Origin of the sequence: Spirosoma sp. KUDC1026 (assembly GCF_013375035.1) — a bacterium.
In the GTDB taxonomy this organism is placed as follows: domain Bacteria; phylum Bacteroidota; class Bacteroidia; order Cytophagales; family Spirosomataceae; genus Spirosoma.
Genome location: NZ_CP056032.1, coordinates 4666483 through 4692872 on the forward strand (window position 1 = coordinate 4666483; position 26390 = coordinate 4692872).

Below are 26390 nucleotides of genomic sequence, written 5' to 3' on the forward strand. Positions count from 1 at the left end.
TACAGCATACGTCTTACATCTTTCGTCTATTCTCTTACATCGATCCCCTTTCTTCTCAACTGCATAGAATACAACCACTTTATCGAACAAATACAACTTGAACAGTCAAACTTTTCGGGCTTTCGGTAGCCGCAATTACCGACTCTATTTTACCGGGCAATCCATCTCACTGCTGGGGACCTGGATGCAGAAGACCGCCGTTAGCTGGGTCATCTATTCGACTACCAATTCCAAGCTGATGCTGGGCGTCAGTGTTTTTGCTACCCTGTTCCCTTCAGCTTTGCTTACGTCTATTGGCGGTGTCGTATCCGACCGGTACGATCGGTATCGGGTGCTGCTGCTTACGCAGGTCTTGTCGATGATTCAGGCCATTCTGCTCACGGCCGTTGTGTATTTTCGGGCGGATGCCGTCTGGACAATCATCGGTTTGAGTGTGCTGTTAGGGCTTATTAACGGCTTCGACGTACCAGCCCGTCAATCGCTGGTGTACGAACTGGTCGACAACAAAGACGACCTGCCGAACGCTGTAGCCCTGAATTCGTCGATGGTAAATCTGTCGAAACTGATTGGTCCCGCGCTGGCCGGGCTGGTCATCGAAAGCTGGGGTGAAGTCGCCTGCTTCGGGCTTAACGCCATCAGTTTCATCGCCGTCCTCAGTACGTTGCTGATGATTAAACTCCCGACCTTTACGCCCCGCCCCCACCCGAAAAATATTCTGGGTGAACTGATCGAAGGCTTTGCCTACGCGAAGAATACCGAATCGATTCGGTTTATTCTCAGCCGCCTGGCCCTGACGAGTCTGCTGGTGCTGCCGTTCACGACGCTGATGCCCGTTTATGCCAAAGACATTTTCCACGGTACGGCCTCGACCTTTGGGCTAATCGACAGCGCGATTGGCTTGGGTGCCTTTATTGGGGCTCTTTACCTGGCCTCACTGAAACCAACGACCAATCTTAATAACGTACTGGCGATCAATACGTTTGTTTTTGGTGCCGGACTGATTCTCTTTTCGCACGCACCCTGGTATCCGCTGGCGCTGGTGCTTATTGCCGTAGGAGCCTTTGGGATGATGTCGCAGGTAACCATTACGAACACGTTATTGCAAACCCAGTCGGCCCCCGTCATGCGGGGTCGGGTGATCAGCCTGTTTGTGATGGCCAACGCCGGTATGCAGCCCCTGGGCAGTCTGCTGGTCGGCACCCTTTCCGAACACATCGGTGTTCAGAACACCGTCCTGATTCAGGGCCTGCTGGCGCTGGGCATCGGCGCTTTTCATGTTCGTCATTTACGCCTGGCCCGACGCCCCAAACCGGTCGTTCAGCCAGCCCCTGCCGCCGTGCAGGAAGCTACGCTGACGGTCTGACCGCCCCAAAAGGCTCGTCGTTTTAAACAAGTCAGTAACCTGCTGGTTGACGAATAGCAGCCGGCATGGCTGACGGTTGGCCACAAGAGATACACATGACTAAGCTGATTGCCCTTGAAGAGCATTTTTTGACGAGTGAGATCCGTGCCGCCTGGGAAGCCTCCCCGATCGGGCAGGAAGGCACCGACCGCCTGGACCAGGGAATAATCGACGAACGTCTGAACGATCTGGGGCAGCAGCGGCTTGCCCTGATGGACGAAAGTGGCGTGGACGTACAGGTGCTTTCGGTGACCACCCCCGCCCTAAATAACCTCGAGCCCGAGCAGAGCGTCATCCTGGCCCGGCAGACCAATGATTTTATAGCCGCTACCATCGCCCGACACCCCACCCGTTTTCAGGGCTTTGCCACCCTGCCGACGGCTTCACCAGCGCACGCAGCCCCCGAACTGGCGCGCAGCGTTACGGAGCTGGGTCTGTCGGGAGCCATGCTGTGCGGACGTACCCGCGAGAAAAATATGGACCACCCGGATTTCTGGCCGCTGTACGAAACGGCGGCTGCGCTGGGCGTACCGTTGTACATTCACCCCCAAATTCCACAGCAGGGCGTTCGGGATGTGTACTATTCGGGATTCGGTGATCCGGTGGTGGATACTGCTTTTGCCACGTTCTATAGTGCGCCCCGTTTTTAAGACCACTAATTAAATTGGATAACGGGCTAAATTTAGTCCCGTATGAAAGGCAAGAGCAAACGTAAATTTACCTCTGAATTCAAACTCAAGGTAGTACTTGAAGTCCTTAAAGAAAAGGATACATTGGCTGTCATCAGCAAACGCCACGAGCTTCATCCGAATCAGATCAGTGACTGGAAGCGGCAATTCCTACAGGGGGCCGCTTCCGTTTTCGAGGCAGGTTGCAAACCCACATCGACCAACGCAGAACCCGAAACCGCCTTGCTCTATGAGCAGATTGGACGATTACAAATGGAACTGACTTTTTTCAAAAAAAAGTTGACGCCATGAGTCTTTCGCAGCGACGATCACTGCTTGATGCAGCTTTATCAACTAGCATTCGCCAACAATGCCAGTGGGTAGGATTGCCCCGCTCAACCTATTACTACCAACCGGTAGTAGCCACATCAGACGATTTACTACTGATGCGTTTGCTGGATGAGCAGTACCTGCTAACTCCGCAGTACGGGTACCGCAAGATGCAGGTAGCCCTGGCAAAGGCAGGCTATTGTGTCAATCACAAACGCGTTCGGCGTCTCATGCAAATACTTGGCATAGAAGCCATTTATCCTAAAATAAACACCTCGAAACCGGCCATAGGCCACCGAATTTATCCCTATTTGCTGCGGGGGTTGGTCATTGTGCGGGTCCACCAAGTTTGGGCTACTGACATTACCTATGTACCCATGGCGACCGGATATATGTACCTGATGGCCATCATCGATCTGTATAGTCGATACGTATTAAGTTGGTCCGTTTCCAACACCATGGAGGCTGATTGGTGTTGTGGCGTGTTACGAAAGGCCTTAGGGAGCTATCCTCAACCCGAGATTTTTAACACCGATCAAGGCAGTCAATTTACCTCGGATGATTTTACAAGTGTCCTGCTCGATCAGAACATTCGCATCTCAATGGACGGCAAAGGGCGGGCATTGGACAACATATTCGTAGAGCGGCTTTGGCGAAGCGTAAAATATGAGGATATTTATCTGAAAGCCTACCAGGATGGCTGGCAGTTAGAGGCAGGCTTACAAGCTTATTTCGAGTTTTATAACTGTCGGCGCTTTCACCAGTCGCTGAATTATCGAACGCCTGAAGAGGTATTAAAGGGAATAAAAAGCAGTCAAACCAAGTAGGAAATCAGATCAACTAACAATTTCGTTATTCAGTAAAGTGGTCCAGTTCTAAGGGCGCAGTGTATTCGGACTGGGCTGGCATTACGAAGCCGGTATTCAGTTCGTCCGATTAATACTGGCGGGAGTTTTCGATAAATACCCTACCCTGCAGATCATACTCGGCCACTGGGGCGAAGTCGTTCTTTTTTACCTCGAACGGATGAATGCGCTCGGCCAGCTTGCCAAGTTGCAGCGCCCCATCGCCGATTATTTCCGGCAGAACCTGTACGTAACCCCAAGCGGCATGTGGAGTCAGGCGTATTTACAGCGTTCGCTGGAGATTCTGGGTCCCGAACGAATTCTTTTCTCGGTCGATTACCCCTATCAATACAAACCGGGCGCACCGGGGCGGCAGTTTATCGAGCAATCTACGCTTTCGGCCGGGCAGAAAGAGTTGTTTGCGCACGGCAACTGGGAGCGTCTCATGCAGACTGTCAATAGGTAGCGGTTGCGGTACCGCAGGCGGCCAATCGGGCATTGTCTACCGATACCACTGCCCAATACTCTCCTCCGCGTAGCCCGCGCTGGAGGTCATACCCTTGCCCCCGATGCCGGTGGTGACGCGGATATTCTCTGTTATGATATGCTCGAAGATTTCGGCTTTAGTCTGGCTGTAGAACCCCGCCCAGGCCTGCTGCACCACCAGCGGAAACTGCACAATACGCTGCGCTTCCGTCAGCATCAGGTTGTTAATATAATCCTGCGTATGGAAGCCCAGGTCTTCCTGCTCCGTAGCAGCCGCGTACTCGTGCGAATCGCCGACGATGATGGAGCCGTCAATAGCCTGTTTGAAAAGAATGTGGATACCCCACTTTTTCAGTTCGGCCAGCGGCTCGGGCGTAGCCAGACTGGCAAACGACGGGCATTCTTCGAAAGCTTCGTAGCGACGAATCGTCAGGCCGGTCAGAATATTACCGGGCAAATCCAGACCAGTCACCGGCGCTACTTTCAGCATTTGTAGTTTACTAACCACCAGGTCGGCCTGGGCCAACACCTCTGGAAACAACAGTCGGACTTCGTGACCGCTGCAAACCAGTAGCCGGTCGGCGGCAAATTGCTGGGCATTGCTGAGGGTTACCCGTACGCCCTGCGTACCGATTTCGTCCACGCCAATCACCGTCGAGACGGATCGGTAATCGACACCCAGCTTCTGCTGGCAATAAGCAATCAGCCGGTGGATCATCATATCAGGTTCTACGCTCACTTCCTGCGGAAAGAAGATAGCGCCCCGCACGTAGTCGGGTTGCAGGCTTGGGTATTTGGCCAGACACTGCGCCTTGGACAGCAGCTTACTGGCATAGCCAACCGTGGCGTAACGGTCGTGCAGTTCATTGGCCAGCGTCCATTCGGCCTCGTCAGATGCAACGTAAACGGTGCCGTTCTGTCGGATGGTCAGATCGGTTTCCTGCTGAATGTCGCCGTAAATTTCCAGACTCCGGCGGCCGTGCTCGAACCAGCGGCCCGCCAGCCCCGACGGCACCACCTGGCCAAAATTCCGAACGGTAGCACCTACTGGATAGCGGTCTTTTTCCAGCAGCAGCACCCGCAGACCCGCTTTGGCCGCGTGATAGGCGTGAAACGTACCGAGAACACCGGCACCAACAACAATTAAATCGTAAGCCATATGTCAGCAGGCAGGCAGAGTCAGGTTAAACGTTGATAACGTCGACTGTTGATCATTCTGACGTCAGAACGCTACCGAACGCTATTTACCTTTTAGGGAAGAATCAGTTCGCTGCGGGATGCCAGCAGCACGGGCAGTTCGGCCAGCGAACCCAGCAGATAATCGTGCGGATACGTATCGAGCTGATCGACGTGGTGCGTACCGTTCGTAACGCCCAGATTCAGGGCTACACCAGCGGCCCGGCCCGACAGCAGATCAGAAGGCGTATCGCCGATGTTTACCACCGTTTTGGGATTAACTACGTCCAGCAGGGTCATAGCCCGCTCAATCATCAGCGGATAGGGTCGCCCCCGCTCTACTTCATCACTGGCAATTGACGCCTGAATCAGACTACCTGGTCCGCCAATCCGCCGACCGTCCAGTCCATCCAGCCAACCCAGTTTTTCCAGAATAATGTCGGTAACAACGCGGTAGAAGCCCGTGGTCAGCGCAATCGAAATACCTTGTTCTTTCAGGTAGGTAAACGTTTCCAGACATCCCTCGGTTGGCGTAGCGCCGTTGGTCCGGTAGTGATTTTCCAGCACGTCTTTGAAAATGGCATACGACTCATCCACGCGCGGGGTCAGTTCAGGGCTGGTTTCGCCCAGCTGCTCTTTCCAGAGCGTTTCGAAGACGTAGCGTTTAGCCAGCCCCTGCATGGCCAGAATTCGTTCGTCGGAAACCGGCAGCCCCGTTTGGGCAGCCGCCTGCGCAAAACACCGTTCGACTTCATGCTGGTCGGTAACGGTCGTACCGGCCATGTCAAAAACCACTAGTTTAATCGGCTGCATAGGTCCAGAAATCAAGCGAAAAGTCCCGCAAAACAACAGAAAGTTTCAATAGCCTTGTCGACCCCTATATTAAGAAATAAAAAAGAATCGCCGGTCGGCTTCCTGTGTCTAGTCATCCGACGCCCGGAACGACAGGGTAAATAGTGTGCCGGGCCCAGCCTCAGAACTGGCCTCAACGGACGAAGCAACCGGCGTAACGGCCCAGGCCGCGCTAAACTGGCAGGTTCCTTTCAGCTGAGTTACCAGCGACCGAATCAGCAGCATACCGAACGATTTTGGAGAACGGCCCGGCTGCCCTTCCACTACGACTACCGGCAGCGACTCGTCCAGGCCGGGACCATTGTCCATCAGCTGAAGTTCGATCTGATCCTGCTTTTGGTGGCAGTCGATCCGAAGCATAGGCTGCTCCTGTCCTGGAAAAGCGTATTTGCAGGCGTTGGTGATCAATTCGTTCAGAATAAGTCCCAGGGGCGTAGCTTTGTCAGCCGACAGAAAATTGGTGTCTATGTTCAGTTCTACCCGCACGTGACCACAGTCGAAGGTTTTCAGAACGCCATCGGTCAAGTCCTGGATAAACTCTTTTAAGTCAACCGCAACCAGTTTGTCACCTTCGTACAGGCGACGGTGCACCACGGCCATCGAATCGATTCGCAGTCGGCTTTCTTCCACGGCCTTTCGGGCTACCTCATTGGTCAGTCGGCGGGCCTGCATCGACAGCAGACTCGATACTACCTGCAGGTTATTCTTGACCCGGTGGTTCTGCTCCCTGACCAGTTCGGCATTGTGCAGACTGGTTCGTTTGTTAATCCGGTACAGGCGGAACAGAACAATACTGGCCCCGATAGCCAGCAGCAGCAGCAGCGAGATCAATACGGTCGACAGGCGCTCGGCCTTGAATCGTTCCAGTTCGATTTGCTGGGCGGCCAGCTGGGCTTCCTTTTTCTGGGTTTCGTACACAACGTTCATGCGTGCCACGGTACCGTCGTAATCAGACGTCAGTTGTCTGCGCTCCAGCCGGTTGTAGTTTTCCAGGTGTGTAAAAGCCTTTTCCCACTGGCCTGTTGCCCGGTAGTAATTCATGTACTGCTGTTCGAATCCCATGCGGATATCGATCTCGTCCACGTTGTTGGCGGCATAGACTTTTTCGGCCTGCCTGAGCGTTTGGTACGCCAATGGAGCCTGGCCAAACCGCAGGTAGCCTTCGGCCAGATGCAGCAGTGTATTAGCGATCATCCGGTCTTTATGCGCCAGTTTAAACTGCTGCAGCGACTGGTTCAGGTACGTAATGGCCTGTGGACTGCCAAGGCGGGTGAAGTAGGTACCCAGTTTCAGGCTGGTTTCGGCAATGCCCAGCGTATCGTTCAGTTGTCGGTACAGCCGTTCCTCCTGTCGGTAGAAAAACAGGATGCTGTCGGCCACCGCGTTTTTTGCCCCGTCCCACCGGAAGCTGTACATCTGCGCCATGCCTCCGTAGGTCCGCGCCAATGTCTTTGGCTTACCAACCCGGTTAGCAGTGATCAGGGCCTGCCGGGCGTATTCAGTTGCTTTCCGGAGGTGGCCCATCCGGCCTTCGTTTTCGCTCAGCCGGATGTACAGTCGGCTGAGTTCGTTCGAGTCTCCCCGCGGTTCAAGAAGCTGCAGCGATTTCAGGAAATACCCCTGTGAGGCCCGGTAGTCGCCCGCGAACGCATAGGTTTTTCCGTAGAGATAACAGGCTTCGGCCAGTTGGAGGGTATCGTTGTTTTTGCGGGCAGTACGCTCCACCTCCTGCGCGTATTCCAGACGGCCGGGCTGTAACTTCAGGCGGTCCAGTGATTGTGCCTGTCCCCCGGCAATCATAATAACCCAGCAGAACAGTAGATAGCAGCCGGGGACGAATCGAATGGTCATGGTGCGAAAATCAGGCAGTAGCAGCGGTCTCTCTCACCAAATGTACAAAAAAGCAGATTTACTTTTTCTCCTCCAGCACAACCCAGCGGTTCACCATATTATGAGGCCCCTCCAGCACGACTTTATAGAACGACGACGGATATTTCGTTACGTCGATTACGACGTGTTTCTGGGCCAATGGCACCTCGGCCATCAGCTGATACGTATCATTTCCACCCGACTCGACGTGGTTGGTCGTTGTCACCCAGATGTTCAGCGTCCCGGTTTGTTCCAGCGCCTGCCAGCTCACGCTCAGCTGGTTCTGAAAATAATTCACCTGTGGATCAGCGACGGATACGGGACCCGTCAGCGGGACACCGTCAACCTCCCGACTGATGTCGACCGGAATCGTTACGTTCAGAAAACGGGCCAGCGTCGGCATAATGTCCACCACGCCGGGCTGGTTGTAGCGGGCGTAGGCGTTCTGTTCGGGCTGGTTGCTGACCAGCCAGGTTGTCCGCTGCCGGGTCGACTGACCGCCGTGATTTTTGCCGTTCTGCTCGTCGCGCCCGTGGTCGGTCGTGATCACCAGCATCCATTCCTCGCCCAGTTTCTGCCGGGCCTGAATGGCTTTCCAGAGCCGTCCCATCTGAACATCCATTGATTCAACCGCTGCACGGTAGGGTTCACTGTCGCCGTATTTGTGGCCCATATCGTCGGTATATTCCAGATAAACCCACGACAGGTCCGGCCCCTGCCGGGTGAGGCAGTCGACAGCTTTGTCAACGACGTGCTCGTCAATCCGGCTCATGTACTTTTTTTCCTGATCGTGCGGAAACTGTACGGTGTCCAGTTCGTAGCCGTCGAATGCATAATCGATCGGTACGTTATTCGTCTGCGGCAGTCCGGTTCCGACCAGCTTGGTCCGGTTGTCGAGCCAGCTGGAGAAAATGGCCGTTTTCCGGTCGGGATACTGGTTTTTAAACAGGCGGAAGATGGTTGGGTAGTGGTAATTGGGTGCTTTGATACTGTTGTCCCAGACGTTGTGTTTGTTCACCCAGGTGCCCGTCAGCAGGCTGTTGTAGCCTACGGCCGAAATTGTTGGCGTCTGCGAGTACGTACCTTTGTCGCCCCCCACGTGCGCCCGCATGTACGTACCGGTTTTCGCGATGGCCCGCAGGTTCGGCACCTTCGCCGATTCGATCACATCGGCCGGAATACCGTCAACGATCACAAACACGGCTTTCCGGCGGGGCTGTTGCGCCAGCAGGGGCGAGCCAGCCAGCAGGCTCAGCCCGATAATCAACACAATCAATTTCATGGGCACGGTACGTTTCTCAACGGCAATTAGCGCGCAAATTAGCGGTTGCCTTCGTTCATTGGCTACGGCCTCCCATCAACAATTTATTACCGACGTTTCAGGGAGCGTAAAGAATTCGTAATGGACGGGATAGATTCTGACAGGATTAGCAGGATGTTTAAAGAACGTTTGATTAATCCTGTAATCCTGTCAAAAAAATCTGTCAACCTGTCAAAAAATCTATCTCTCCCGCAGCTTCAGAATCAGCTCTGTCTTCAGGTCATGCAGGTCTTTTTCCAGGCCAACCGGATAGATATGGGGATTGACAAACCGCTTGATCCCAGGGTGCAGGCTGGCCAACTGCGCCTGTACCCGCGCGCGGGTTGCGTGGATGTCCGGCGCTTCATACACCTGCTGTCCCGACCGGAAAACGGGCACCAGCAAATCCTCGTGCGCGTCGTTGTTACGAAAGCGTCGGCGCTTGGTAAAATCCAGCGGGTCGATCATAACCGGATTTGTCGATTCGGATAAGGCTCCTCTGCTCTCGTCGAAGATCATATCGGCCAAAAAGCCCCGCTCGTCGCGGAACCGGCGCACCTGCTGAATCCCCGGCGTCGAGGTCTTGATCGCCTGCTCCGACAGCTTCATTTTGTACTGCCAGTCATCCGTTTCCGTATCGCGCAGGGCCGCCAGTTTGTAGACTCCTCCCAGGGCAGGCTGGTCGTAGGCCGTTACGAGCTTGGTGCCTACCCCCCAGATGGTGATCTGAGCGCCCTGCTGTTTCAGGCTGGTGATAATGGTTTCGTCCAGGTCGTTGCTGGCAACAATGGCCGTTTCCGGGAAGCCCGCTTCGTCCAGCAGCGTTCGTGCTTCGATACTCAGATATGCCAGATCGCCGGAGTCGAGCCGGATGGCGCTCAGCGTATGCCCCCGCTCCCGCAACTGCCGTCCTACTTCGATGGCGTTACGTACCCCCTGCAACGTATCGTAGGTATCGACCAGCAGCGTTACGTTATTGGGCAACACCTGGGCGTAGGTTTCAAAGGCCGTTCGCTCATTGTCGAACGACATCACCCAGCTGTGGGCGTGCGTCCCCTTCACCGGAATATCGTACAGCTTACCGGCCAGCACGTTCGACGTAGCATCGCAGCCGCCGATGTAGGCCGCCCGGGAGGCCGTCATGCCCCCGTCGACACCCTGCGCCCGGCGAAGCCCAAATTCCAGCAACGTATCGTTCTCGGCCGACAGGCGCAGCCGGGCAGCTTTCGTAGCGATCAGCGTCTCGAAATTGATCAGATTCAGCAGGGGCGTTTCGAGCAGCTGGCATTGCAGAATCGGTCCGCGCACCCGTACCAGGGGTTCGTTCGGAAACACGACCGTTCCCTCCGGAACGGCGTCAATATCAACGGTCAGTTTCAGATCGGCCAGATAGTCCAGAAAAGCTTCGTCAAACATCGGCTGGCCGTCATTCCCGGTCAGTGTCCGCAGATAACGCAGATCCTTTTTCGACATCCCGAAGTTCTTGATGTAGCCGATAACATTGGTCAGTCCGCAGGCAACCGTAAACCCACCGCCAAATGGATTCTGACGGAAATACAGCGTGAACACCGCTTCTTTTTCGGCACTGCCGGCATTCGTTTCCCCTGATTTCCAGTAGCCATAGGCCATGGTTACCTGATACAGGTCCGTGAGCAGGCTGAGCGACGTATCGTAGAGCTTATTTGTCATGCCGCTAATGTACACCCGCGGACCGTTCGACAAAATTTTTTCGCGCGCAAACAAATAAGACCGAAATTTGGTCTGATAATTGCGAAGGGCAGTTTTGCACCCTGTTCCCCGCTGCTCAACGTAACACCTAACCTAGTCCGACGACCGTACCACCATGCAGAAATTAAGTCTTTCCCAGTCCCTCCAGCAAAAACTGTCTCCGCAGCAGATTCAGTTTATTAAACTGCTGCAGATTCCTACGGCCGAGCTGGATACCCGTATCGAAGAAGAGCTGGAAATCAACCCCGCTCTGGAAGAAGGGATGGATGAAGAATACGAACAGAAAGAAGAGGATTCGTTCGACGATGAGTACGACGACGAGTATAAGGATCGGAATGACGATCTGGATATCGACTCTTACCTCCAGAACGAGGACTATGCCGGTTATAAAATGCAGGGCGACGGCAGCTACGAGGAAGAACGGGAAATGCCCCTGGCAACCAGCTCCAGCCTGACCGATTCGCTGCTGCAGCAGTTTGGCTACCTGCAGCTTACTGACGAACAACGTACGATTGGCCTGCAGCTCATTGGCAGCATTGAAGCCGACGGCTACATCCGCCGGTCGTTACAAGCCATTGTTAATGATCTGGCCTTCTCGCAGAATATCTTCACCGACACGGAAGAAATTGAAGAAGTCCTGCACAAAATACAGACCTTCGACCCCCCGGGAATTGCTGCCCGTACGTTGCAAGAATGTCTGGTGCTGCAGCTCAAACGGAAAGATCCGGCCGATCCCTGCAACGCCCTGGCTATCCGGATCATCGACGACTTCTTCGATGAGTTCTCCAAAAAGCACTTCGATAAAATTCAGCGCCGTCTGGGCATCAGTGATGCTACGCTGAAAAAAGTCATTGACATCATTATCAAACTGAACCCCAAACCCGGATCGGTCGAAGGCGACTCCGGTTCGGCGCAGTACCTGATCCCGGATTTTATCCTGACCAACAACAATAACAAGCTCGAACTGACGCTCAACTCGAAAAATGCGCCCGAGTTGCGCATCAGCCGGTCGTTTGCCGATATGCTCGATACGTATGACAAGAGCAGCAAGCAGAACAAGTCGCTGAAAGAGACCGTCACCTTCGTCAAGCAGAAGCTCGACGCGGCCAAGTGGTTTATCGACGCCATCAAGCAGCGCCAGCAGACCCTGCTCAAAACCATGAACGCCATCGTTCGCTTCCAGTACGATTTCTTCCTGACGGGCGACGAGTCCAAACTCCGGCCCATGATCCTGAAGGACATCGCGAACATGATCGACATGGACGTATCGACGGTGTCGCGGGTGGCGAACAGCAAGGCCGTACAGACCGAATTTGGCATTTACCCCCTCAAATATTTCTTCTCCGAGGGGATTTCGACCGAGTCGGGCGAGGATGTCAGCAGCCGTGAGGTGAAGAATATCCTAAAAGACCTGATCGACAACGAGCCGAAAATGAACCCCCTCTCGGACGACAAGCTCGAAAAAATTCTGAACGACCGGGGCTATAATATTGCCCGCCGAACGGTTGCCAAATACCGCGAGCAGCTCAACATTCCGGTAGCCCGCCTACGGAAACAGTTGTAACCGCGAACGGGTTGTCAAAAGAATCACCGCCGATTACTGCGTTCAATCGCTAATCGGCGGTACCTTTGTTGTCCGTAAACAGATTCCATTGGCTACTCGATTTGCCTATTTTCTGTCGGCCATCCTGCACCCGCTGCTGATGCCGACGCTCTTATTCGGCATCCTATTGCTGCATACACCGACCGTTGTCGGCCTCGACGTCTTTTCATTTTCGCTGCGGGCCAGCCTGCTGGTGCTGTTGTTCATCGGTACGTTCGCGGCCCCCTCGCTTATCATTTATTACCTGTTCCGAACTGGCTACGTCCGTAACCTGTACCTCGACCAGCTCGCCGACCGCCGTCTGCCTTATTTCCTGACGGCGCTGATCTATACGTTCGTCGGGTACCTGTTTGCCTACCGGATGCAGATCGTCTCGACGCTCTCGCCCGAAATCCCGATTCTGCTTGGCAGCATTACCGTATCAATCCTGCTTGTGGGCCTGATCAGCCTCTACTGGCAGATCAGCGCGCATGGCGTTGGGATTGGGGGCGTTCTGGGCAGTATTGCCGCCCTGGCGCTTAAATTCAGCCTGCCCGAACTATTCCTGCCGACAATCCTGCTGGTCATCCTGACCAGTCTGGTTGCCAGTGCGCGGCTTAAACTCAACGCCCACACCCCCGCCGAGGTTGGTGCCGGGCTCCTCCTCGGCCTCACCGTCAGCGTAGCGGCCGTTGCCTGGCTGGTATGAGTAGGAACCGGAATGGAAACGCTGCCAAAGTTTAGAACTCTGGCAGCGTTTCCATTCCGGTTCCCATCCGTCTTTCCGTTAGCTTTGTTAAAAGCCTTTTCCCATGTACGAACACCTGCTTTATTCCTGCCTGGATGGCGTTTGCCGGATAACGCTCAACCGGCCGCACGTGTACAACGCCCTCAGCCCCGCCCTGCTCCGGGAGTTAAACACAGCGTTCGAGACCGCAGGGGCCGACGATACCGTTCGGGTAGTGGTGTTGACGGGCGCGGGCGATAAAGCGTTCTCCTCGGGGGCCGACCTGAAAGAAACACCTACCACCGACGGGAAGCCAAACCTGGGCGACACCCTGCGCACTACGTACAATCCGTTGATCAGGTGTATGCGCAGCCTACCCAAACCCATCATTGCCCGCGTGAACGGCATAGCGGCCGGTGCGGGCTCATCGCTGGCGCTGGCCTGTGATCTGGTCATCTGCACCGACAGCGCCTATTTCAGCCAGATTTTCGTCAACATTGGCCTCATGCCCGACGCAGGCGCTACGTTCTTCCTGCCGCGCCTGCTGGGTCCACAGCTCGCTTTCGAACTGAGCAGCACCGGACGCCGGGTCTACGGGCCCGAAGCCACCCGGATTGGCCTAGTGAATCGGTCGGTGCCGGTGGGTGAGCTGGACGAGGTTGTGAACGAAACCGTGGCCTATTATGCCTCTGCCCCCACCCGTTCCATTGCCGCTATGAAAAAAGTTTTCAACCAATCGCTCTATTCTGACCTTGATCAGATGCTGGAGCAAGAAGCTGACAATCAGAACGAGTTGGGTCAGTCAGCCGACTTTGGCGAGGGGCTACAGTCCTTTTTAGGCAAGCGCCCCGCAAAATTTTCAGGCAAATAAGTTGACAAACGTCTTTTTGCTACCTACTTTTGCACTCCCAACAACGGGAAACGCACACAGTGCAATGCATTCGTAGCTCAATTGGATAGAGCACCTGACTACGGATCAGGAGGTTTGGGGTTCGAATCCCTACGAGTGCACGAAGTATCAGTCAAAGCCCACCCTACCCGGTGGGCTTTTCTGTTTTCATACGTTTCAGATAGATTACCTGAAACGTATGCCTTCTTTTCTGAGCTTGGTGATGATGTCATAACGCTGAAAGAATACATGGGTCATTCTAATATACAGACGACGATGAAGTACGTCCACATCAGCGAGCAACGGAAGAAGGAAAAGATCAACGTCTTCGATAAGCTATTCATAAAAAAAGACGGCCAACAGGGGGCCGCCTAAAGATTTTACTTTTAGAATGTGTTTGGGAATTATCTTTTGCCATTCAACTGATTCGTTGCAACATGATTTGAATGTTAGCTAAGTACAGCCAGCAAACCGAAGAAGATACGGTGTATTCATAATCTTTGACGATCCGCCGGAAGTAATTCGTCCAAGCAATGGTCCGTTCCACTACCCACCGCTTGGCCACGGGTACAAAGCCCAGAGTTGATTCAGGACGAGATGCTTTTTCAAAATCAATACTCCATTTTGCCAACTCTTGAGCGAAAACCCCATTATAAGATTGATCCCCGTAGACTTTCTCTAAACGCTCCCCAACTTGCCATAATAAGTCACCGACCAGCGATACGGCTGAAGGGCCATCCGCTTGATTAGCCGAATGGACATCTGCGAGCCATAGACGCCCTTGGGTATCAACGACAAACTGCCTTTTGCGGCCATTGACTCGTTTATTCGCATCGATACCTCGGTTCTCCCAAATCATCGGAGCCAGCTTAACGCTCTGTGAATCAATACATAGTACCGACGGAAAGGGCTTTTTGCCGACTTGTTTTCGGTCTAGTTGGTTCAAGGCCATATTGATTCGCTGAAACGTACCATCCTGTTTCCAACGTCTGAAATAGTAATAGACGGTTTGCCAGTTAGGCCACTCAGTAGGCAGGTTACGCCATTGGCACCCTGTGCGCAATAGCCATAAAATGCTATTGATAATCCGCCGTAAATCATGAGTCCGTTGGCGATCAAGTCGTAAAAAAGGAGAAATTGCACTCCACTGGGCGTCGGTCAGTGGTTTCCACTGTTTGGTCATTGCTTTGTATTTTGGTCGATACAAAAATGGCTCGACGCTCAGCCTTTAACAATTCCCAAACAGCTTCTTAAGGATGGATTACTTAAATAAGCCCGGCACTTGCAGGGCTTATTTTTTTAATTTCTACGATTTGATAACTTCCTCAAAGTTCTGTAAGGTGGAATTCCTAAATCTTCTAACACAATTACTAAAAGTACCTTTCTTAGCTTAACACTCAGATCAAAGAGTTTGAATACATCTAGTACATTATCGTTAGAATAACTATTCTTATCATAGTGTGTATAGTAGTTCCTATTTATTACGACGTAATTAATCAATCCTTTCCAGTCTCCAAAGGCTTCTACAAAATCTTCTTTATCTACTTTGTCTCTAATATCTTTCAGTAAAAATTTCAACCTATCTCTTAACGTTTGTTCATTTATATACTTTAGATTACCCTCAATTTTAGACAATATTTGCTCTACCTGTACGTCATTCTCTTGACTACACATTTGTAGAATATCAAAAAAATTATCCCCTCTTAAATTATCTATCAGTTGTCTTATTAGAGTTTCTTTAAGATCGTCACTATATGTTAGTTTATTATTTTTAACCCTGTGAAAAGCTTCTATTGCCCTGACTTTTTCTAAAAACACATCTACTGAGAATTGATTTATTATTTGCGATAATACCCAGTGTACATACTCAATATCGCTTTGATCTGTATAATTAAACCATTTTTGAACTACCGATGGAAAGATATTCTCTATCTCTTCGTAAGTATGTATCATCTCAAAGAACCTTACATCATCTTTGGGGAACTTCTTTGATACTGGTTTAAAGTATACATTCTTATAATCATACACATAAGGGGTAGGATCTTCGTTTGTAGCCGAATAATTTCCAACTCTAAATGTTATAGGAAAACAATCGTCATTTTGTAAAATAGTTAATAACCGTCTAAGTTTTTCAATCATTTTAAACCATTGCTGAATAGAAACTTTTTGATCACGAGAATTCAATTCAATATGAAATTTTTCTTTCACTTGATGAATAAACTTACTCCCTGAACCACCGCTCGCGTAACTAAACCATAGTTTAAATGTGAACTGGTCATTTATTGAAAAAGAAATATCCTCCGGATAGTTATCACCATAAAAGGATTGCGATATACCCATAGGATGAAATTTAGGGGGCAAAAATCCTCTTTGCCCTATCCATTCCCCTATTCCAGATAATTCGACACTAACAACATCATAATTAAGACTGTCTGCATCTACATATTCAACATCGTCAATTATTCTCCCAACCCTAATTGTCAATAATGCACCTGTACCAATAGAATAGCTTTCAAAGTCGTTATCTATTAATACTAAAGGTTTACCTGACTTGTGTTCAACTCCTTTAATCACATTCAAGTCATCACTTGAAAACATCTCCCCAAAAAAACCTAAAACTGGAATAACCTGTTCTCTCGAAGAGATTTTTAAAATTGGCCTTTCTCCTACTCTATAAGTCAAAGTACCAAAAAACGTAAATATTTTCCCTTTTATAGGTATTAGCCATTCCCCCACCCACTCTTTATCTTTATCCATATCACCTATCTTGTAATTGAGAAATAATAAAACTAGTCACAGTCTGTCTATTAACCCCAAACATTCTTCCAATCGCAGAATGTGAAACGTTCGCTTTTAGCAGTTCACGAATTACATCTTCTTTACCTGTTAGTTTCGTTTGTTTCGATTTGGATCCTACCGGGCGGCCAAGCGTAACACCTTCAGCCTTCCGGCGCTCTAGGCTTTCCTTCGTACGCTGGCCGATCAGCTGACGTTCAATTTCCGCTGACAGGCTGAAGGCAAACGCCAGCACTTTACTACTAATCGTATTGCCTAACTCGTAACCTTCCTTAATGAAAAAGACCTGAACGTCTTTCTCCTTACATTGATGGAGCACCGACATAACTTACAGCGCCCATTCGCAAGGAGTACAAGATTACACATATGTGTGTGATTAAATATCGTCAATTCCTACAAACAAAAAAAGGACTTTCGACCCTCGTTTATTGACTGTAAAAAAACGCCCCTGTCACACACAAAACGTTTCTCCTTAACAAAGAAATTAATAGTCCATTACCCAAGTAGAAGGATAATCCGAGTCTGACAATTACATATCATTCAATAGCAAACTGGGAAAGACGCATCAAAGCTTTAAGATAAAAAATGTTCTTTCTACTTTTACGAAAGATACTTTTTTACCTAAACGCTGTTATGCTCACCCACGACAAGCTAGTTCGATTTCTTCGGGCGAAACCGGCGCTCAACCTTTCGCAGATTGAGAAAGATGCCGGTATTCCCGCCAAGACGCTCCATAAGGCGCTGCTCAATCAAAAAGACGTACCGGCTAAACACCTTCCCGCGCTTGATGGAGCCCTGCGTCAGTATGGCTATACCGATGGGCTCTTCGATAAGGCTACAGTGATCTCCATCGTCAATCATAAGGGGGGCGTTGGCAAAACGACAACAACGATCAACGTAGGCAAAGCGCTCAGCTTGCTGGGTAACCGGGTCCTGCTAGTCGATATGGACTCGCAGGGAAACCTATCCCAATGCTTTGGTGTCCACGATCCCCAGGAGCAGGTAATTGATTCCCTGCTGGGCACCTCGCCCCTGCCGATGCTGGAAATTACGGAGAATCTTTTCCTCTCCCCTTCCGACATTCGCATGGCTTATAAAGAGTCGGAGCTGGCCAACGCCATTGGGGCCGACCGGCGGCTAACGGTCAAACTGGACGAAGCCCGCGCCCACTTTGATTACATCCTCATCGACTGCCCTCCCAGCCTGGGCATCTGCACGACCTGTTCCCTGGTTGCGTCGAACGCCTGCGTGGTGCCGATCCAGCCCGAAGCGTCGGCGTATCACGGTGTCGAAAATCTCTTTAACCGGATTGCGGAGGTCCGGACGTACATCAATCCTACCCTGACGGTTAAAGGCATTGTCTTTACGATGGTGCACAAAAACCAGAGCGTGCATAAAAGCATGATGACGCACATCCGGGACACCTACAAAAACTTTACGATTTATACCGCTATGGTTGAGGTCGCAACGGTCATCAAGCAGTCGCAGGTAGCTAAGGAGGATCTTTATACGTATTCGCCCAAATCGGCCTCCTGGCAGCAGTATCAGCAGTTAGCCACCGAAATGATGACCTTGTAACATGGCAAAGAAAGATTTTATGAGCCTGATGAAGGAGAAGACGGTGGATGTGAAGCCCTCGCTCCTGTCGGCCGAAGAAAACATCAAAAGTCAGATCGTTGTCCTCGACGAACTGCGTGATCTGATTCCCCCGCTCACCGCCGAGGAGCTGTCCCAGCTTGAACAGAATATTTTGAAACACGGCGTTAAAGACCCGCTCACGATCTGGGAAACGACCGCATCAGTCGTGGGTTTGAGTACCGATGAGACGCCTGCTTACGTACTCATCGATGGACACAACCGGTATAAGTCTATCCAGAAGCATCACCTGGATTTCCGGATTAACCTTGTCCGGATTGCCACTCTGGCCGAGGTTCGGGATTACATGATCGATTACCAGCTGGGGCGCCGGAACCTGACACCCGAGCAGACTTCATACCTGCGGGGGTTACGTTATAATCAGCAGAAAACGATGCGGGGCAGCAGCCAATGGGGCACTACGCAGCAAACGAACGTAGCCGAAACCCTGGCCGCCGAATATGGCGTCAGCAGCCGGACTATCAAACGAGACGGCACCTTTGCCGCCGAACTTGACAGGCTCGACCCGGCACAGAAGCGGGATGCGCTGGCCGGAAAAACGTCTCGGGCCACTATCAAAGCCTTAACCCAATCCAGCTCATCGGCACCGGAAGAACCCGTCGTTACTAAAACGGCAGAGCAGCCATCCGTCAAAACGGCTAAACGCATCGCCAGCCTTCAGGAACGTATTCAGAAACTGGCGGGAACCCCGCTGACGGTGAAATCCTGTGAAGAAATAATCGACAAAGCGAACGAGTTATTAACGCTGCTGTCGTCAAAGTGACACGCTGTCACTTTGCTGATAAGCGAACCAACCAGTCCTCGTCTATTTACCGAAATTCTCCAAAGTGACAGCCTGTCCTTTTGGGGAATTTACCGGGGCACGTAGTACAGGTTTGCTCAGGAAAGCGTATTCCGCCCCGGAAGCAGGCTGGTTTCGTACCAGTATTTTTTCAGAGCGGTCACGTAGTTCTTCCAACCAGCCATATCGTCGGGCTTTTTGGTAAAGGCGACAGCGCCTTCACCGTAGGAACGTGCTACGTTCGATTGGGAATCATTAGATGAAAGCATAATGATCGGCACTGCTCCCTCTAGTTGCTGCCACAACTGAGGTAGCAATTCCAGCCCGTCGACCCGGCCGCCCAGATCAATGTCCAGCAACACCAACTGAGGTTTGTTATCAGGTTGCTGGTTCAGGTAAGTCAGCGTCTCCTCCCGCGACCCGGTGTTCACGAAGACAGCTTCTGGAAATACTTTACTGGCGGTCCGGTTCAGCAGTTCGCAGACAGGCGGCTCATCGTCCACCACCAGAATTTTAAATGTCAGTTCATCAGTCATGTTTGGTAAAGTCAGGTGGTTTCGATAAAGTAAACTAAAGGTAAGATCATTTTACCGATTGCCTTTCACGACGTAAGTAATTTTGCTGAACGGTCCACGCGCGCGACGAAACGAAACAAGCCTCAGCACCCAACAACTCGTACCGCCCGTTGGGACTGCCTGGTTTCTAGGTAGGACATCTCCCAAACAAATCTTCAACAATCCCCCCGGCCCGGAGTTAATCGAACAGGAAAACACCTGATTAAACAACCTGATGGCAGTTATTGGCGAATTGATCCGCAAAGCGATTGATGTGTATGGTTCCCTTACATCCGAACCAGACCCGGCAAAAGCCCAGCTCGACGTACTGGAGCACCTTCTCCGCAAAGCCCGGCTTACGGCTTTCGGCAAAAAATACAACTTCACCGACATCCTTGGCAGTCCCGACCTCGTGGCGGCTTTTCAGCGGGAAGTACCTACGCACGATTACAACAAGCTGCACAATGAGTGGTGGCACTACCTGCTGGAAGGGCACCAGAACGTAACCTGGCCGGGCGGGCAGTCATACTTTGCGCTGAGCAGCGGCACCACCAGCACCAGCAAGGCCATTCCCGTAACCGACGACATGCTCGACTCGATCCGGAAGTCGGGGATTGAACAGGTCATGAGCCTGAAAAACTTCGATCTGCCCGCCGACTTCTTCGAGAAGCAGATCCTGATGCTGGGCAGCAGCGTCAGCCTGATCGAAAAAGATGACCACGAAGAAGGCGAAATCAGCGGCATCAGCGCGGCCAACATTCCGGCCTGGTTTCGGGGCTATTACAAGCCGGGGCTGGATATCGCATCCATTCCCGACTGGGACGAACGGGTGAACCGCATCGCGCAGGAAGCCCCCAAGTGGGACATAGGCAGCCTGAGCGGGATTCCGTCCTGGATCGAGCTGATGCTGAAAGAAGTCATTGCGTATAATAAACTGGATACCATCCACGACATCTGGCCTAACCTGCAGGTTTACACATCGGGGGGGGTAGCTTTTGAGCCTTACCGCAAAAGTCTGGAGTCGCTGCTGGCCCGACCGCTGACTTACATTGATACGTACCTGACTTCGGAAGGGTATCTGGCCACGCAGAAACGGCCCGAGACGTCGTCGATGGCACTGATCGTTGACAACGGCATCTTCTTCGAGTTCGTCCCCTTTACCGACGAGAATATGGACGAGCAGGGCCGGGTGAAACCCGACGCTCAGGTACTGTCGCTGGCGCAGGCCGAGGAAAACGTCGATTACGTCTTGCTGATCTCGACGGTATCGGGTACCTGGCGGTACATGATCGGCGATACGGTTATGATTACCGACAAGCTCCGGGCCGAAATCAAGATTACCGGCCGGACCAAGCACTTCCTGAACGTAGTGGGCGAACAGTTGTCGGTGCACCAGATGAACCAGGCGATGCAGAAAATGCAGCAGCAGTTTGACGTGGAGATCAAGGAATTTGTGGTGGCGGCCGTCCGGAAAGACGGGGAGTATATCAACAAATGGTACATCGGCACCAATCGCCCAGTCGATAATCAGCCGTTCACCACAGCGCTGGACGAGGAACTACAGGCCAACAACAAGAACTATAAGGTAGCCCGGAGCAAATCGGTGAAAGGGGTCGAGGCCGATGTTATTCCGGTCGAGCATTTCTACCGCTGGAGCGAAGAATTTAAAAAGCTGGGGGGACAGGCCAAGATCCCCCGGGTGATGAAAGAAGAGGACCTCCGCGAGTTCGAGCAGTACGTTAGCGGCTTAGCTTAGCGCCTGCTGCTGGGCAGCCAGCTTTTCTTCTTCCAGAATCCGAACCTGTTCGGTAATCTCGTCCGGCGATACGTACAGCCGGGCGATTTTGTCTTTATAGGCCTGCGGCAGTTCGGCGTGATCGAGAATAAAGCGTTTGGTGGCAATCAGGTACCGCCCCAGCCCGCGTCGGACCGCGTAGTCATCGGCGCGCTGTTCGGCCTTTTTGACGTAAGCCGCCGACGTAACATAGCCAAGCCCGAACCCGACGACACCCAGGTTACTTCGGCGTTCGTAGTCCATAATGTGCCCCAGCTCGTGCCCAATCCAGCCAATCATGATCTCGTCGGGCAGTTGATGGATGGGCACCGCCGTGTGCGTCAGCCGGAACAGGGCGCTGATGTTGATCCGATACGCCCGTTTCTCCCGACTACGCAGCAGACTACTAAACACCGGCTGCGCCTGCATAACGGACGACTTAATCCGCTGTTTGAACACAAAATGAATGACAGCATCCTGTAATTCAGGGTAGAACGACAGCGCCGTCAGCACGTTTTTTTCAATGATCGCCGGAATCGTTTTATTACGCCCAAACTGAGCCAGTTCAGGCGAAATGTCAGTTGCGGGGGTCAGCATGCCGGATGAAGTCATAGGCGTATCAAGCAGTGGTTACTCTTTTGTAACCCTCCGGACTGGCTTTAGTTTTCGACCCGGTATGCTGTCGTTCGTGTTGTCAGTGCCTAATCCTGCTGAGAAAGACCTGGGTGTGCTCAGAAAAGCCCGCGCTATAGTCGTCGATGGTTTTGGTTTGGTGGCTGTTCCAGAAAAGTTAGCGGAGCAGCCTGGCTATGGAAACCGTTCCTTCCGATCAGCGCAAGTCCGTCGCAACAAGCCAAGCGGGCAAGTCACCTCCCTGAAAGGCGCTGAAAACGGCGGCCTTCTCAAACCCCTGGCTCTGGACGAATTAGACGATGAAGCCAGCTATGTCGAAACTCCCTCGCTGAAGAGAAACCAGATTAACAGACTGGCGATGCATAAATAGAGCATACCGGCCAGGGTACATTTGACGCGGCAGAAATTCCCTTCTTTTGTCGTGACGGCTTCCTGCGCAAAAAGAACGGTCATAGTCAGTTGCCCAACGACCGACAGGAGCAGCACAATAAACGTTCCCATAAATGCGCAATCAGAATTGCAATTACTTATAAAATATATTCATTTATATATGTTTTCATTTGTTTTATTCCCCCCTCGCTCAGACACTTGTATAGGCGATGGGACAACGGTTGGTAGTGGATTGGAGCAGCTGATCGACTAAAATCAGCGGAATTTCCGCTATCTACGTAACAGGCTCGTCTGTAGTTTTTAGAAACCGGATTTTTGACGGCGAACTGAGATATTGGCTGAAGGAGTGGAATGGACCTGCACTATTTTCGCCAAAATAGGCGCGGGTGTATCGGTATAGACGCCTGTTCCCGTTCTTTTGTAGACATATTCATACGTTACGGTATCGCCAGTTTCTATGTTCCTGCAAGTCATCGCCCGTTTTAGCTATCTGCTCTGTCTCCCACTGCTTTTCTGGACCGGCCTTCCTTTTTTCCCGTCGGCTACCAGTCCGGTTTATACGATCCGTTCTACCCGTACGAAAGCGACCCTGGCCCCGCCAAAAGTGCTGGTTTTTTCGAAAACAAGAGGCTGGAAACACACGTCGATTCCGTTCGGTATTGCTGCTATCCAGAAGCTGGGGCAGGAACACAACTTCCAGGTTGATACCACCGTCGATGCAGCCCGCTTCACCGACGCGAATCTGAAACAGTACGCAACCGTGATTTTTAACAATACGACGGGTAACGTGCTGAATGGCGAACAGCAGGCTGCTTTCGAGCGGTATATTCAGGCGGGCGGGGGCTATGTGGGCATTCATGCAGCGGCCGATACGGAATACGACTGGCCCTGGTATGGTAAGCTGATGGGGGCTTTTTTCGCCAGTCATCCGCATAATTCCAACGTTCGCCAGGCTACGGTCGATGTGATCGATAAAACCCATCCTGCCACGACCAGCCTGCCCGATCGCTGGCAGCGTACCGACGAATGGTATAACTACCGCTCCTTCTATTCCGGCATTAAGGTGCTGGCCGAACTGGACGAAAACACGTACGAAGGGGGAACCAACGGCGCCAGTCACCCCATCAGCTGGTACCAGGAGTTCGACGGGGGCCGGGCGTTCTATACGGGCAATGGCCACACCGACGAAAGCTATAGCGACCCTGCGTTTCTGAAGCACCTGCTGGGCGGCATTCAATACGCCATCGGTACCAATAAACCGCTCGACTACAGTAAGTCCTATGCCAAAGTAACGCCCGAGCAGAATCGATTCGTAAAAACCATCCTGGTCAACGACCTAAACGCGCCTATGGAACTGGCCGTTGCTCCCGACGGGCGAATCTTTTTCACGGAATTATTTGGTAATCTTTCGGTCTATGATCCGCGTACTAGCCAGCGCACACTGGTTCACGAGTTTCCGGTAACGACTGTCGGCGGGACCGGCCTGATTGGCATCACCCTCGATCCGAAATTCAGCCAGAATAACTACCTGTACCTGTATTATGCGCCCGGTGGGCAGACAGAAGAACCCATCAATTTTCAGCTGGCCCGATTTACGCTGAAGTCGGATAATACGCTCGATCTCGCTTCGGAGAAGGTAATGCTCAAAGTGCCGGTACAGAAGAACAGTGCCTCGCACCACGGCGGCTCGCTGGCCTGGGACAAAGACGGTAATCTCTACCTCTCGACCGGCGACAGCTCGAGCCCGTTTCCGTCCAACGGATTTGCCCCACTCGACGAACGGCCGGGTCAGGAGTACTACAGTCTGGACTCGCAACGGTCCGCCGGAAACACGAATGATCTAAAGGGCAAAGTATTACGTATTCACCCCGAACTGGACGGCACCTACACCATTCCTGAGGGGAATCTCTTCCCTAAAGAAACGGCCAAAACCCGTCCTGAAATCTACGTTATGGGTTGCCGGAATCCCTACCGAATTGCCGTAAATCCCAAAACGTCGGTGCTGTACTGGGGCGAAATTGGGCCCGATGCGGGCAAAGACAGCATCCAGGGACCACGCGGATACGATGAGTTCAACCAGGCAAAAAAAGCAGGTAATTTCGGCTGGCCCTATTTCGTAGGAAACAACTACGCCTACGCCAAATGGGACTTCGCTACCCAGACCGCCGGCCCTAAATTCGATCCGAACGGTCCTGTCAATACGTCGCCCAACAACACAGGCCTGACCAAACTGCCCCCCGCTACGCCCGCTATGATCTGGTACCCCTATGCAGCCTCGCCGGAATTTCCGGAGCTGGGCGTGGGCGGACGTAGCGCCATGGCTGGTTCGTTCTATACATTCGATCCGAAGAATGCATCGACCTCTAAATTCCCGGATTATTATGACGGTAAGCTGTTTGTATTCGACTGGATGCGCAACTGGGTGATGGCGCTGAGTTTCGACGCGCAGGAAAATTACGTTCGCAGCGAGCCGTTCATGGCCGCTAACGGCGATTTCCGACGGCCCATTGACCTGACGTTTGGCCCTGATGGGGTCATGTATATGCTCGAATATGGTTCGGTCTACGGAGCCGATAATGAGGACGCCCGGCTGGTCAAAATCGAGTACAACCGCGGAAACCGCGCCCCCGTCGCGCAGGCCAGCGTAACGGATTCGGCAGCCGAAGCGTACATCGACAAGACCGTGTTCCTGACCTCGGAGCGGAAGAATATGCCCGTTATCCGGGAGGCTACAGGGCAGGCTCCCCTGCGCGTTATGTTCAACAGCCGGGGTAGTAAGGACCTGGACGATGACGACGACATTACCTATAAATGGCTGTTCGACGGGAAAACGGTTGGGGCGACCACGCCAGCAGCCAGCTACACGTTCCGCAAACCAGGTACGTACCGGACGATCCTGGCCGTTACGGATAAAGCGGGGCTAGTGAGCCGGGATACGCTGCTGGTGAAAGTGGGGAACACGAAACCAGACGTGACCATTACCAGCACCGGCAATAAGTCGTTCTACTGGCCGGACAAACCCTTTGCCTACAGCGTCAAGGTAACCGACAAAGAAGACAAACCCGTCGATCCCAAACGCCTGAAAGTTCAGTATATCTACAATCCTCAACCCAGCACCTTGAGCGCCAGTACGCCTATCCGGACGCTGGCGCAGGCCGAGCCACTGGGTAAAACGCTGATGGCAAACAGTGATTGTAAAGCCTGCCATACGGTTGCCAATATCTCTGTCGGGCCCTCGCTGCTGGCCGTTGCACAACGCTACAAAAGTCAGGCGGGCTCGGCCGATAAACTGGCGGCCAAGATCATTGCCGGTGGGGGCGGCAGTTGGGGGACCGAGCACGTTATGAGTGCGCACCCGCAGCTTAGCTCGCAGGATGCCAAGGAGATGGTGCGGTATATTTTCTCCCTGACCGACAAAACCAAAGCCGAAGCGCTGCTCCCCGCAACGGGCAAACTGGCCCTGACCGACCACCAGCCCGACGACGTTCGGGGGCAGTACACGATGCTGGCAACCTACACAGACAAGGGCGGCAACTCGGTTGGGCCACTGACCAGCACCGACGCGGTGACGCTACGTAACGCGACCGTAAAATCCATCTATGCCGATGCTCATGTGGGCTTCTCCCGCTTTAAGGACAACCTGTCGCCGGGCGCCCATAAATCGTATATCCTGTTAAAAAACGTTGATCTGACCGGCATAAAAGGCTTCATTTACGAATACGGTTCGGCGGGGCAGACGGGTGAAATTGAGGTACGGATTGATTCGTACGCGGGTCCGGTCGTGAGTACGACTCCCTACCAGTCTACGGGTTCCTGGGACAAGATGGGTCAGTTAACCGGCCGTCTGAACAAGCCTGTTACGGGTCGGCACGACATCTATTTCTTCGCCATCAAACGAACGAAGCCTAATAATTCGATCCTGAAACTGAACAGTATTCAATTTGCAGAATAA

22 protein-coding genes and 1 tRNA gene are annotated in these 26390 nt (G+C 52.4%); 12 read left to right on the plus strand and 11 right to left on the minus strand.

The features are described from left to right. Positions 1–97: 97 nt before the first annotated feature. The 4 genes from HU175_RS19590 to HU175_RS19610 all read left to right on the plus strand — a co-directional run bounded on the left by HU175_RS19590 (position 98) and on the right by HU175_RS19610 (position 3711). Positions 98–1363 (plus strand): MFS transporter, encoded by a 1266-nt coding sequence (locus tag HU175_RS19590; RefSeq protein WP_176568188.1) that lies wholly within the window; start codon positions 98–100, stop codon positions 1361–1363. Positions 1364–1458: 95 nt separating this feature from the next. After that, a complete protein-coding gene (locus tag HU175_RS19595; RefSeq protein WP_176568189.1) occupies positions 1459–2052 on the plus strand; it encodes an amidohydrolase family protein in 594 nt (197 codons plus the stop codon). A gap of 42 nt (positions 2053–2094) precedes the next feature. Next, a protein-coding gene (locus tag HU175_RS19605) for an IS3 family transposase (protein ID WP_410528567.1) occupies positions 2095–3227 on the plus strand; the annotation gives its coding sequence in 2 pieces (ribosomal slippage) (positions 2095–2350 and positions 2350–3227; 1134 coding nt in all). A 115-nt stretch (positions 3228–3342) separates the two neighbouring features. Then, the gene (locus HU175_RS19610) at positions 3343–3711 is read left to right on the plus strand and encodes an amidohydrolase family protein (RefSeq protein ID WP_255433137.1); all 369 of its coding nucleotides are present in this window, start codon (positions 3343–3345) and stop codon (positions 3709–3711) included. A 36-nt stretch (positions 3712–3747) separates the two neighbouring features. Here the strand turns inward: HU175_RS19610 and HU175_RS19615 are convergent, their stop codons facing one another. The 5 genes from HU175_RS19615 to HU175_RS19635 form a co-directional block, all read right to left on the minus strand. Beyond that, on the minus strand, positions 3748–4890 hold the full coding sequence (locus HU175_RS19615) for a TIGR03364 family FAD-dependent oxidoreductase (RefSeq protein WP_176568190.1): 1143 nt from the start codon (positions 4888–4890) through the stop codon (positions 3748–3750). A gap of 92 nt (positions 4891–4982) precedes the next feature. Beyond that, on the minus strand, positions 4983–5720 hold the full coding sequence (locus tag HU175_RS19620; RefSeq protein ID WP_176568191.1) for an HAD family hydrolase: 738 nt from the start codon (positions 5718–5720) through the stop codon (positions 4983–4985). 108 nt (positions 5721–5828) lie between these two features. Further along, positions 5829–7610: a sensor histidine kinase gene (locus HU175_RS19625; protein WP_176568192.1), complete on the minus strand. Its 1782-nt coding sequence runs from the start codon at positions 7608–7610 to the stop codon at positions 5829–5831. Between the two features lie 58 nt (positions 7611–7668). After that, complete coding sequence (locus HU175_RS19630) at positions 7669–8910, minus strand: alkaline phosphatase family protein (protein ID WP_176568193.1); 1242 nt, start codon at positions 8908–8910, stop codon at positions 7669–7671. 219 nt (positions 8911–9129) lie between these two features. Next, positions 9130–10617: a nicotinate phosphoribosyltransferase gene (locus tag HU175_RS19635; RefSeq protein WP_176568194.1), complete on the minus strand. Its 1488-nt coding sequence runs from the start codon at positions 10615–10617 to the stop codon at positions 9130–9132. A gap of 154 nt (positions 10618–10771) precedes the next feature. On the opposite strand from HU175_RS19635, the gene rpoN reads away from it, so the two are divergent. The 4 genes from rpoN to HU175_RS19655 all read left to right on the plus strand — a co-directional run bounded on the left by rpoN (position 10772) and on the right by HU175_RS19655 (position 13976). Next, the gene (gene rpoN / locus HU175_RS19640; RefSeq protein WP_176568195.1) at positions 10772–12220 is read left to right on the plus strand and encodes an RNA polymerase factor sigma-54; all 1449 of its coding nucleotides are present in this window, start codon (positions 10772–10774) and stop codon (positions 12218–12220) included. A gap of 88 nt (positions 12221–12308) precedes the next feature. Continuing rightward, a complete protein-coding gene (locus tag HU175_RS19645; RefSeq protein ID WP_317167759.1) occupies positions 12309–12947 on the plus strand; it encodes a hypothetical protein in 639 nt (212 codons plus the stop codon). Between the two features lie 103 nt (positions 12948–13050). Continuing rightward, on the plus strand, positions 13051–13836 hold the full coding sequence (locus HU175_RS19650; RefSeq protein WP_176568196.1) for an enoyl-CoA hydratase/isomerase family protein: 786 nt from the start codon (positions 13051–13053) through the stop codon (positions 13834–13836). A gap of 66 nt (positions 13837–13902) precedes the next feature. Next, positions 13903–13976 (plus strand) — tRNA-Arg (locus HU175_RS19655). Positions 13977–14272: 296 nt separating this feature from the next. On the opposite strand, the gene HU175_RS19660 is transcribed toward HU175_RS19655, so the two are convergent. The 3 genes from HU175_RS19660 to HU175_RS19670 all read right to left on the minus strand — a co-directional run bounded on the left by HU175_RS19660 (position 14273) and on the right by HU175_RS19670 (position 16975). After that, on the minus strand, positions 14273–15037 hold the full coding sequence (locus HU175_RS19660; protein WP_176568197.1) for an IS5 family transposase: 765 nt from the start codon (positions 15035–15037) through the stop codon (positions 14273–14275). A gap of 116 nt (positions 15038–15153) precedes the next feature. Next, entirely contained in the window at positions 15154–16611 is a 1458-nt protein-coding gene (locus tag HU175_RS19665; RefSeq protein ID WP_176568198.1) for a HEPN domain-containing protein, read from the minus strand. 1 nt (position 16612) lies between these two features. Next, positions 16613–16975 carry a recombinase family protein gene (locus HU175_RS19670; RefSeq protein ID WP_176568199.1) on the minus strand — a complete coding sequence of 121 codons (363 nt, stop codon included), beginning with the start codon at positions 16973–16975 and terminating at the stop codon, positions 16613–16615. 308 nt (positions 16976–17283) lie between these two features. Between HU175_RS19670 and HU175_RS19675 the strand changes: the two genes are divergently transcribed. Together HU175_RS19675 and HU175_RS19680 are read left to right on the plus strand one after the other, a co-directional pair. Further along, positions 17284–18228 carry a ParA family protein gene (locus HU175_RS19675; protein ID WP_176568200.1) on the plus strand — a complete coding sequence of 315 codons (945 nt, stop codon included), beginning with the start codon at positions 17284–17286 and terminating at the stop codon, positions 18226–18228. A gap of 1 nt (position 18229) precedes the next feature. Beyond that, complete coding sequence (locus tag HU175_RS19680) at positions 18230–19069, plus strand: hypothetical protein (protein WP_176568201.1); 840 nt, start codon at positions 18230–18232, stop codon at positions 19067–19069. Between the two features lie 116 nt (positions 19070–19185). On the opposite strand, the gene HU175_RS19685 is transcribed toward HU175_RS19680, so the two are convergent. Next, positions 19186–19623 (minus strand): PleD family two-component system response regulator, encoded by a 438-nt coding sequence (locus tag HU175_RS19685; RefSeq protein ID WP_176568202.1) that lies wholly within the window; start codon positions 19621–19623, stop codon positions 19186–19188. Positions 19624–19876: 253 nt separating this feature from the next. On the opposite strand from HU175_RS19685, the gene HU175_RS19690 reads away from it, so the two are divergent. Next, a complete protein-coding gene (locus HU175_RS19690) occupies positions 19877–21397 on the plus strand; it encodes a GH3 auxin-responsive promoter family protein (protein WP_176568203.1) in 1521 nt (506 codons plus the stop codon). Here HU175_RS19690 and HU175_RS19695 read toward each other — a convergent pair. Continuing rightward, positions 21389–22027 (minus strand): hypothetical protein, encoded by a 639-nt coding sequence (locus HU175_RS19695; protein ID WP_228724218.1) that lies wholly within the window; start codon positions 22025–22027, stop codon positions 21389–21391. The two genes, HU175_RS19690 and HU175_RS19695, sit on opposite strands and share 9 nt — an antisense overlap. 330 nt (positions 22028–22357) lie before the next feature. Beyond that, positions 22358–22549 (minus strand): hypothetical protein, encoded by a 192-nt coding sequence (locus HU175_RS19700; protein ID WP_176568204.1) that lies wholly within the window; start codon positions 22547–22549, stop codon positions 22358–22360. Between the two features lie 346 nt (positions 22550–22895). On the opposite strand from HU175_RS19700, the gene HU175_RS19705 reads away from it, so the two are divergent. After that, positions 22896–26390 carry a ThuA domain-containing protein gene (locus tag HU175_RS19705; RefSeq protein ID WP_176568205.1) on the plus strand — a complete coding sequence of 1165 codons (3495 nt, stop codon included), beginning with the start codon at positions 22896–22898 and terminating at the stop codon, positions 26388–26390.

What these genes read in the sequence shown, in the direction of transcription:
- HU175_RS19700 (WP_176568204.1), bottom strand. Translation starts at nt 22,549, where the DNA reads ATGGGAACGTTTATTGTGCTGCTCCTGTCGGTCGTTGGGCAACTGACT.
- rpoN (WP_176568195.1), top strand. Translation starts at nt 10,772, where the DNA reads ATGCAGAAATTAAGTCTTTCCCAGTCCCTCCAGCAAAAACTGTCTCCG.
- HU175_RS19665 (WP_176568198.1), bottom strand. Translation starts at nt 16,611, where the DNA reads ATGGATAAAGATAAAGAGTGGGTGGGGGAATGGCTAATACCTATAAAA.
- HU175_RS19660 (WP_176568197.1), bottom strand. Translation starts at nt 15,037, where the DNA reads ATGACCAAACAGTGGAAACCACTGACCGACGCCCAGTGGAGTGCAATT.
- HU175_RS19685 (WP_176568202.1), bottom strand. Translation starts at nt 19,623, where the DNA reads ATGACTGATGAACTGACATTTAAAATTCTGGTGGTGGACGATGAGCCG.
- HU175_RS19680 (WP_176568201.1), top strand. Translation starts at nt 18,230, where the DNA reads ATGGCAAAGAAAGATTTTATGAGCCTGATGAAGGAGAAGACGGTGGAT.
- HU175_RS19650 (WP_176568196.1), top strand. Translation starts at nt 13,051, where the DNA reads ATGTACGAACACCTGCTTTATTCCTGCCTGGATGGCGTTTGCCGGATA.
- HU175_RS19630 (WP_176568193.1), bottom strand. Translation starts at nt 8,910, where the DNA reads ATGAAATTGATTGTGTTGATTATCGGGCTGAGCCTGCTGGCTGGCTCG.
- HU175_RS19705 (WP_176568205.1), top strand. Translation starts at nt 22,896, where the DNA reads ATGTTCCTGCAAGTCATCGCCCGTTTTAGCTATCTGCTCTGTCTCCCA.
- HU175_RS19695 (WP_228724218.1), bottom strand. Translation starts at nt 22,027, where the DNA reads ATGACTTCATCCGGCATGCTGACCCCCGCAACTGACATTTCGCCTGAA.
- HU175_RS19595 (WP_176568189.1), top strand. Translation starts at nt 1,459, where the DNA reads ATGACTAAGCTGATTGCCCTTGAAGAGCATTTTTTGACGAGTGAGATC.
- HU175_RS19635 (WP_176568194.1), bottom strand. Translation starts at nt 10,617, where the DNA reads ATGACAAATAAGCTCTACGATACGTCGCTCAGCCTGCTCACGGACCTG.
- HU175_RS19615 (WP_176568190.1), bottom strand. Translation starts at nt 4,890, where the DNA reads ATGGCTTACGATTTAATTGTTGTTGGTGCCGGTGTTCTCGGTACGTTT.
- HU175_RS19670 (WP_176568199.1), bottom strand. Translation starts at nt 16,975, where the DNA reads ATGTCGGTGCTCCATCAATGTAAGGAGAAAGACGTTCAGGTCTTTTTC.
- HU175_RS19620 (WP_176568191.1), bottom strand. Translation starts at nt 5,720, where the DNA reads ATGCAGCCGATTAAACTAGTGGTTTTTGACATGGCCGGTACGACCGTT.
- HU175_RS19690 (WP_176568203.1), top strand. Translation starts at nt 19,877, where the DNA reads ATGGCAGTTATTGGCGAATTGATCCGCAAAGCGATTGATGTGTATGGT.
- HU175_RS19675 (WP_176568200.1), top strand. Translation starts at nt 17,284, where the DNA reads ATGCTCACCCACGACAAGCTAGTTCGATTTCTTCGGGCGAAACCGGCG.
- HU175_RS19625 (WP_176568192.1), bottom strand. Translation starts at nt 7,610, where the DNA reads ATGACCATTCGATTCGTCCCCGGCTGCTATCTACTGTTCTGCTGGGTT.